Raw genomic sequence first — 7,595 nt, 5'->3', positions numbered from 1 at the left:
CGGCAATGGTGGCAGGAAAATAAAGAATACTTGATTGAAAAATAAGCATGAAAGTTGTCGTAGACACTAACATTGTTTTTTCTACAATGCTTTCGAAAAATTCGTTTTTACGTCAAACGCTTTTGCGCTCCGTTTCAAAAATAAAACAATATTTCCTTTTGATTGGGAAATGGAATCAGTAATTATTTGCACTTCGCTAATGTCAAGCATGGTAAGCCCCCGTCATTTCTTGCTGTAAGCACCGTCGTGATCAGCATGGATCGCCAGAAAACGCATGAAATCCCCTTCGCGTACGACGATTGCCCGGCACTTCTGCGAAATGCGTAGCGTGTATGTGCCTTTGGCAGACCTGATTTCCTCCCACTTCAACCCTTGATCACGATAGACGGCATCCCAGGTCATTCCGAGCAATTTCCTGAAAGTCTTGGCCGTCTGCCTCAAATCGTCCGTTTCCAAGCGGACAAAATCAGCCTGAAAGGTGGGCGCATTGAGATCGAGCCGGACACGCTGGCTCACTGCCGATCCTTCACTTGCTCCAGAAACGCATCAAGGTCGGTTTCCGTCGGCGGGTTTTCCTTCATCCACTCTTTAGCCCGGAGCAACTTCTTCTGTATTTCCGGTTCGTGCAGCCATGCCTCCGATTCCGAAATCACCTTCATCGGACGCAATACAAGGGCGCCATCTTCCATCTGTTCGATTTCAAAGTATTTGCCAGCGTATTTTTTACCTAGCGAGAGCTGGCCGCTGCTCCCAACCATTTTAAGCATGTTCGTCTCCGGCATAATGCATTAATTATTTCATGCTGCATGATAGCATGTAAGGCGTGAGCAAGCTATCCTCGCATATGCAATCCCAAATTAAAATAGCACCTACAGCACTGAACAAAGAGAATAACTTGCGGTTATGGCGTACCTTATTGTAGAGTTTCATAAACAACATTTTGAAATTTATTCACCCTTCTACTTTTCAGTTTGGCGATCGCGAGATGCGAGAGGCAGTCTGATAGCGACACAAAGGATTTTTAGCTTTTCTCCAGAAAAGCCCGCAACTATTCGAGGTTCCATGAAACTATTTTCTATTACTCTTATCCTGATCGCATTATTGGGTCTTTTGGCGTATGCCAATCCGAAGCTGGACAACTACGATGAATTCGTCGGTCAGCGGATTACCGAAGAAACCCGAAAAGTAAAAGATCCGATGGCGGGAGCGCTGGGTTCTTTGCTTGGTGGTTTCGCCGCCAATCTAATGACCAAACAGACGGTACGAAAGGATTATGTTTTTTTCAGCACCTACGACACGGCCTTCGGAAATGAACATATACGGGCGATCGGGGTCTTGAATAATTTTTACATCACGGAAAGCCCTGAATCCGAACGCGGCGAGTAACTTTCTTTGCCCGGCAAAGCGATTTTGACCATTTTGTGCCAGGTAGCAGTTTGGACGTTGGTAAACAGGAGATTTACATGAACAACATCGATTTCGCTCTAGGCACGCATACCGGATTGGTGCGTAAAATAAACGAGGACAGCCATCTCGCTTTGCCGAAGCTCGGCTTGTGGGTCATAGCGGATGGCATGGGTGGGCACGAAGCGGGAGAAGTGGCAGGCGGGATCGCAATCCGGGAAATGGCCCATAGTATCGAGCAAGGCATGACGCTAGCCGAGGCCATTGAAACAGCCCACAGTGCAATACAAACCGCCGCCCTGAAAGGTGAGGGAGCTGCGGATATGGGCTCGACCGTGGTCGCTGCGAAACTGGATGGCCTGCGTTATGAAATCGCCTGGGTCGGCGATAGCCGCGCATATCTGTGGAACGGCACGCTGCATCAGCTCACTACAGACCATTCTTATGTCCAACTGCTGCTGAATGCCGGCCTAATTACCGAGAGCGAGATTCCGGGGCATCCCTCTCGTAATGTTATTTCCCAGGCGCTAGGCACAGGAGGAGCGGACAATCTAAATATCAAAGTCGATAGCGTGTCAGGTGAAATGGGCGAGAGCGATACCCTGCTGCTTTGCTCGGACGGACTGAACGGGGAAGTAACTGATGATTGCATCGCAACTATCCTGTCCGAAACTATCGGCAATCAAACCAGGGTGGATCGCCTCATCGCAGCCGCCCTGGAAGCTGGAGGCAAGGACAACATTACGGTGATTGTGCTTACTCCTAGGCAATAGAAGATGACCAAGAAGCAGAAATAATTGGGGTTGGAGTAAACACAATGCCTATAACATTGCATTTAACCGGAGCGCGGCTATGAGGCCATTTCTCAATTCTTAGCTTTCGTGGGTCGCGCTCGGTTAATTTTACGTTTATTCTGTTTCGGAATGTACACATATGAGTGTCCGAAATGGTTCCAGGCTGTGTCAAAACGTGCGGAAAATTGAAAGGTAGTTTGATTTTCCCATAGATATTTTTTTTCGAGCCTAATTCGGCTAATAATTTGGTGTATAAGCATGTTTTGCCCGACCAATGACTTTTCGCCGTAAAATGGCGAAGTTGGCCAGTATGGTGGAAAGAAACGCAATGTGATGGCCTTATGCAACCACCATGGCATCCATCAGGGAGGTTGTTCTCCCACTTTCAGTCTAATATCAGCTTTAAACAAAACTTTTACAGTTAAGGCTTATCAACTTGCAGCAAGCCCATAATGGCAACCAGAGACCATACGATATTAAGCCAAAACAATGGCGTGGCTCGATTGTGCCTGGCATTTGCAACCATACACAAAGCGCCTCTAAATTCATCAAGTGATAGGAAGATGAGCTGGCTTCAACCAGCTTGATCGTCACGAACAAATACGCACTGACGATCAGAATAAAGCCAATCCAGCCAATTAGCTCCAAATGTTTATCGTTGATTAACATGGGGTATATGTCACGCTATAGATAGTGCTGACTTATCAGCACACAATCTGCTTAACAAACACCTTTGAATAACTGTCAAAATACAAGCTTTCAACTTAAACATTAATTGTTATTACAACTTCGCCAACACTTTTGCGACAGTTGCCCCCATTGCCGCAGGCGTAGGGCAGATGATAATGCCCAAATCTTTCAGCATGGCCACTTTTTCGGCAGCGCCTTCACTGGCTGATGAGATGATCGCCCCTGCATGGCCCATGCGGCGACCTTCGGGAGCGGTCAACCCAGCTATATAGGCAACGACGGGTTTGGTCATATTGGCTTTGGCATAGAGTCCGGCTTCGACTTCTTGTGGGCCACCGATTTCGCCGATCATGACTATCACTTTAGTTTCCGGGTCTTGCTCAAATTTTTTCAGGATTACCCGGTGTGCACTGCCGTTAATGGGGTCGCCGCCTATGCCTACTGAGGTGCTGACGCCGATCTTCAAGGCTTTCATTTGCGCTGCCGCTTCGTAACCCAAGGTGCCGGAACGGCCTACGATGCCGACATTGCCGGGAATATAGATATGCCCGGGCATAATGCCCAGCATGGAACGTCCAGGGCTGATGGTGCCTGCACAATTGGGGCCGGTTAAGATCATGCGCTTATCTTCCGGGAAACGGCGCAGGAAATTTTTGACAGTCATCATGTCCTGCGTCGGGACACCGTCGGTAATCGCCACGCAGTATTTAATGCCTGCATCGGCGGCTTCCATGATGGAGTCTGCCGCAAACGCGGGTGGCACAAAGATAATGCTGGCATCGGCCCCCTCTTCCTGCACGGCTTCTTTGACGGTATTGAACACGGGGAGGCCGAGATGGGTTTGCCCTCCTTTCCCTGGAGTGATGCCGCCCACGACCTTGGAACCATAATTAATCATGTTCTGGGCGTGGAAAGTGCCGATTTTTCCGGTGAAACCTTGAACGACAATGCGGGTTGTTTCGTTGATTAAAATAGCCATTTATAACCCCATTGCAACGGCTTCGTTACGGGCTTGCACGGCTTTTTCAGCCGCTTCCGCCAACGTGTCTGCGGTAATAATCGGTAAGCCGCTTTCCGCGATAATGCGACGGCCTTCTGCCACATTAGTGCCGGATAAACGGACGATGAGGGGGATTTTCATGTCGATTTTCCGCACCGCTTGCACTACGCCTTCGGCAATCCAGTCGCAACGGTTAATGCCGGCAAAAATATTGACCAGCATGGCTTTTACATTTTTGTCTGCTAAAACTAAACGAAAAGCCTTTTCGGTGCGCTCTGCGGATGCACCGCCGCCCACGTCCAGGAAGTTGGCCGGTTCCCCACCTGCCAGTTTAATCATGTCCATCGTCGCCATAGCCAGGCCCGCGCCGTTAATCATGCAGCCGATGTCGCCATCCAAGCCCACATAGCTTAAACCACGGTCGGCAGCGGCCATTTCCTGTGGGTCTTCCTGGGTTTTGTCACGTAATTCGGAAATTTTTGGCTGACGAAATAGGGCGTTGTCATCGAAACTCATTTTCGCATCCAGCGCAATCAGTTCATTATTGCTGGTCACCACCAGCGGGTTGATCTCCAGCATACTGACATCGAGTTCACGCAAAGCGCGGTAGCAACCTCTGATCGTTTTAACCGCATGGCTCAAGATTTCTGCATCCAAACCCAGGGCAAATGCCATTTGCCGGGCTTGATAATCCTGTAAACCCACGGCGGGTTCGATATAGATTTTAGTGATGGCATCCGGGTTCTTCGCTGCCAGTTCTTCAATCTCCATACCGCCTTGGGCAGAACCGACCATGACAATACGCTCCGAGCTACGGTCAACCAGGAAGCAGAAATACAATTCTTTTGCGATTTCCGTTCCGGCTTCGACATACAGCCTGGAGCAGACTTTTCCGGCAGGGCCCGTTTGTTGGGTAACCAACCGTTTGCCCAATAAATATTCCGCTGCCGCGGCAACTTCATCATGCGTTTTGCAGATTTTTATGCCGCCTGCCTTACCGCGCGCGCCGGAATGGATTTGCGCTTTCACCGCCCAGAGGTGTCCACCAATGTCCCGTGCCCGTTGGACTGCATCTTCTGGGCTATACGCCAAACCGCCTTCGGCAATTTTAACGCCATAGCCGCTCAATAGTTCTTTTGCTTGATACTCATGAATATCCACGGCATCTTCCTCGTGTTTCTGTGGTTATTTGGTTTTTGCAGCGATGGCTTCGACTGCCCGTACGACGTTGTTTGCCATTTTCTCTGAAGCGGCATCAATCAACCTGCCATCCAAAGTGGCAGCGCCTTTGCCAAGGGCTGCGGCTTCTTGTAATGCTTTTAGGATACGTTTGGCTTTTTCGACTTCGGCAGTAGGCGGGGTGAACACTTCGAGAGCGAGTTCGATTTGCGAGGGATGGATTGCCCATTTGCCTTCGCAGCCCAATGCAGCCGCCCTTTTTGCAGCGGCCTTGAAACCGTCGGGATCTTTAAAGTCACCAAACGGCCCATCAATAGGCCGCAATCCGAATGCACGACAGGCTACCGTCATACGGCTAATCGCTGAATGCCATTGGTCGCCGGGATAATCAGGATTTAGTCCGCCGATATTGGTAGTCCTGGCACGATTGCTGGCGGCATAATCGGCAACACCAAAGTGCAACGCTTCAAGACGGCCACAAGCGCCATTTCGGGCGATGTCTTCGACGTTTGCCATCCCCAGTGCTGTTTCAATCAGGGCCTCAACACCAATCTTATTTTTTAAGCCCTGCTGCATTTCCAATTGGTTAAGCATGGCCTCCACCATATACACATCCGCATAAACGCCCACTTTAGGGATCAGGATAGTGTCTAATTTCGAACCAGCCTGTTCGACCAGATCGACCACATCTCGCACCATGTATTGGGTATCCAAGCCGTTGATGCGGACAGAAACCGTGATGCCATGGCTTTTCCAAGCTATGTCATTGATGGCCTGGATGACATTTTTACGCGCCTGGATTTTGTCATCGGGGGCGACCGCATCTTCCAGGTCAAGGAATATGAAATCTGCGCCGCTCTTCAACGCTTTTTCAAACATGTCAGGGCTTGATCCAGGAACCGCCAGTTCACAGCGTTGCACTCGTTGCACTGACGCTGTGTATAAGGTGTGACTCATTGCTATATTCCTATTTGCACTGGTGGGATAATGTAAGGGTATCTCTAAAAATCCCCTCTCCCTCTGGGAGAAGGGGTTTTTTGGATTTTTAGAGACGCCCATAAAGGATAGCTTGAACTATCAACAGGTAAACCCATATCAAAATTAACCCGCCATTTTACTTTTAGTGTAAGCAAAGTCAATTTTTAACGTGCGGGTGATTGCCGATTATTTTCGGCTATGTCATCATTATCGGCATTAGAGGGCAGCAATAACAAAAAAACTGTTTTCCGCTGTCTGGAAAATATCAAACTTATTCAATAACTACTTTAGAGACAAACCCATGGCTGGTCGTAATCACCTGTATATCCCGGGCCCTACCAACATACCTAATGAAGTGCTTAATGCGATGCATATTGCGATGGAAGACCATCGTTCGCCCATTTTCCCCCAATTACTGACACCGCTGTTGCAAGACCTGAAAAAGATTTTTCGCACCGAAACCGGGCAAGCGTTTATTTTTCCCGCAACCGGCACGGCGGGTTGGGAGATAGCGCTGACCAATACTTTGAATCCAGGCGATAAGGTATTGATTTACCGCTTTGGACAATTCAGCCATTTGTGGGCGGAATTGGCGAAAAGGTTAGGTTTCGATGTTGAAATCCATCAAGAAACTTGGGGCAAAGGCATGCCGCTGGATAAACTTGAAGCTCGGCTTAAAGAAGATACGGGACATGAAATCAAAGCCGTATTAGCGACCCACAACGAAACGGCTACCGGCGTGACCAGCGACATTGCAGGTGTCCGTAAGGCAATGGATGCAGCAAAACATCCGGCGTTAATGTTTGTTGATGGCGTAAGTTCCATTGCCAGCATTGACTTCCGCATGGATGAATGGGGTGTAGACGGCGCTATCAGCGGTTCCCAAAAGGGATTTATGCTGCCAGCGGGCGGCGCGTTTTTGGCATTCAGCCAAAAGGCATTAAAGGCAACCGAAACATCCACTTACCCGCGCTGTTTCCTTGATTTGCAAGACCAAATGAATACCAACAAGGACGGTTACACGCCTTACACGCCCAATTTGCCTCTCTTGTACGGTTTGCGTAAGGCGCTGGATTTATTGCTGGAAGAAGGTCTGGAAAATGTCTACGCCCGTCATCATCGTCTGGCAGAAGGTACCCGCAAAGCTATTGCGGTCTGGGGTTTAAAACTCTGCGCCTATCCTGGCTTTGAATCCGATACCGTATCGGCCATCATGGTGCCGGAAAGTAAAGATGCCCGCCACGTCATCAGCACGGCGTTCAACAAATACAATATTTCCTTGGGTGCCGGATTGTCGGAATTGGCAGGTAAAGCCTTTCGTATCGGTCACGTTGGCGATATGAACGATGTGTCTATGCTAGGTGCGATTGCCGGTGTGGAAATGGCCTTGTTGGATAATGGTTTTGATATTAAAGCGGGAAGTGGCGTGGCGGCGGCGATTGAATATTATCGGGGGACGGCGAAATAATGTTTGTTATCAGAAAACACGGGGAAAATGAAGGCCGTAGGGGGGGTTATTGGCAGAAAAAGTTATTCGAATAGAAATATTT

9 protein-coding genes are annotated in these 7,595 nt (G+C 49.0%); 3 read left to right on the top strand and 6 right to left on the bottom strand.

The annotated features are described in order from the left end of the window. Positions 1–222: 222 nt before the first annotated feature. Together ACLQ6D_RS06665 and ACLQ6D_RS06660 are read right to left on the bottom strand one after the other, a co-directional pair. Complete coding sequence (locus ACLQ6D_RS06665; RefSeq protein WP_411726507.1) at positions 223–516, bottom strand: hypothetical protein; 294 nt, start codon at positions 514–516, stop codon at positions 223–225. Then, complete coding sequence (locus ACLQ6D_RS06660) at positions 513–767, bottom strand: hypothetical protein (RefSeq protein ID WP_411726506.1); 255 nt, start codon at positions 765–767, stop codon at positions 513–515. Before ACLQ6D_RS06660 ends, ACLQ6D_RS06665 begins: the two co-directional genes overlap by 4 nt. 295 nt (positions 768–1,062) lie before the next feature. On the opposite strand from ACLQ6D_RS06660, the gene ACLQ6D_RS06655 reads away from it, so the two are divergent. Then, a complete protein-coding gene (locus ACLQ6D_RS06655; RefSeq protein ID WP_411726505.1) occupies positions 1,063–1,386 on the top strand; it encodes a DUF4359 domain-containing protein in 324 nt (107 codons plus the stop codon). A gap of 77 nt (positions 1,387–1,463) precedes the next feature. After that, positions 1,464–2,177, top strand: a complete 714-nt coding sequence (locus ACLQ6D_RS06650; protein ID WP_411726504.1) for a PP2C family protein-serine/threonine phosphatase — start codon at positions 1,464–1,466, stop codon at positions 2,175–2,177. 423 nt (positions 2,178–2,600) lie between these two features. Here the strand turns inward: ACLQ6D_RS06650 and ACLQ6D_RS06645 are convergent, their stop codons facing one another. The 4 genes from ACLQ6D_RS06645 to ACLQ6D_RS06630 all read right to left on the bottom strand — a co-directional run bounded on the left by ACLQ6D_RS06645 (position 2,601) and on the right by ACLQ6D_RS06630 (position 6,024). After that, positions 2,601–2,867 (bottom strand): CBU_0592 family membrane protein, encoded by a 267-nt coding sequence (locus ACLQ6D_RS06645; protein ID WP_411726503.1) that lies wholly within the window; start codon positions 2,865–2,867, stop codon positions 2,601–2,603. A gap of 112 nt (positions 2,868–2,979) precedes the next feature. Beyond that, a complete protein-coding gene (gene sucD, locus ACLQ6D_RS06640) occupies positions 2,980–3,867 on the bottom strand; it encodes a succinate--CoA ligase subunit alpha (RefSeq protein WP_411726502.1) in 888 nt (295 codons plus the stop codon). Beyond that, positions 3,868–5,049, bottom strand: coding sequence for a malate--CoA ligase subunit beta (locus ACLQ6D_RS06635; protein WP_411726501.1), 1,182 nt, complete (start codon positions 5,047–5,049; stop codon positions 3,868–3,870). A gap of 24 nt (positions 5,050–5,073) precedes the next feature. Next, entirely contained in the window at positions 5,074–6,024 is a 951-nt protein-coding gene (locus tag ACLQ6D_RS06630) for an HpcH/HpaI aldolase/citrate lyase family protein (RefSeq protein ID WP_411726500.1), read from the bottom strand. A 322-nt stretch (positions 6,025–6,346) separates the two neighbouring features. Here ACLQ6D_RS06630 and ACLQ6D_RS06625 point away from each other — a divergent pair, with 322 nt between their 5' ends. Further along, complete coding sequence (locus ACLQ6D_RS06625; RefSeq protein ID WP_411726499.1) at positions 6,347–7,513, top strand: aminotransferase class V-fold PLP-dependent enzyme; 1,167 nt, start codon at positions 6,347–6,349, stop codon at positions 7,511–7,513. Positions 7,514–7,595 lie beyond the last annotated feature (82 nt).

Origin of the sequence: Methyloglobulus sp., assembly GCF_046714055.1 — a bacterium.
GTDB lineage: Bacteria > Pseudomonadota > Gammaproteobacteria > Methylococcales > Methylomonadaceae > Methyloglobulus.
The sequence above is the reverse complement of the archived record's forward strand: the minus strand, read 5'-3'. Positions and strand labels throughout refer to the sequence as shown.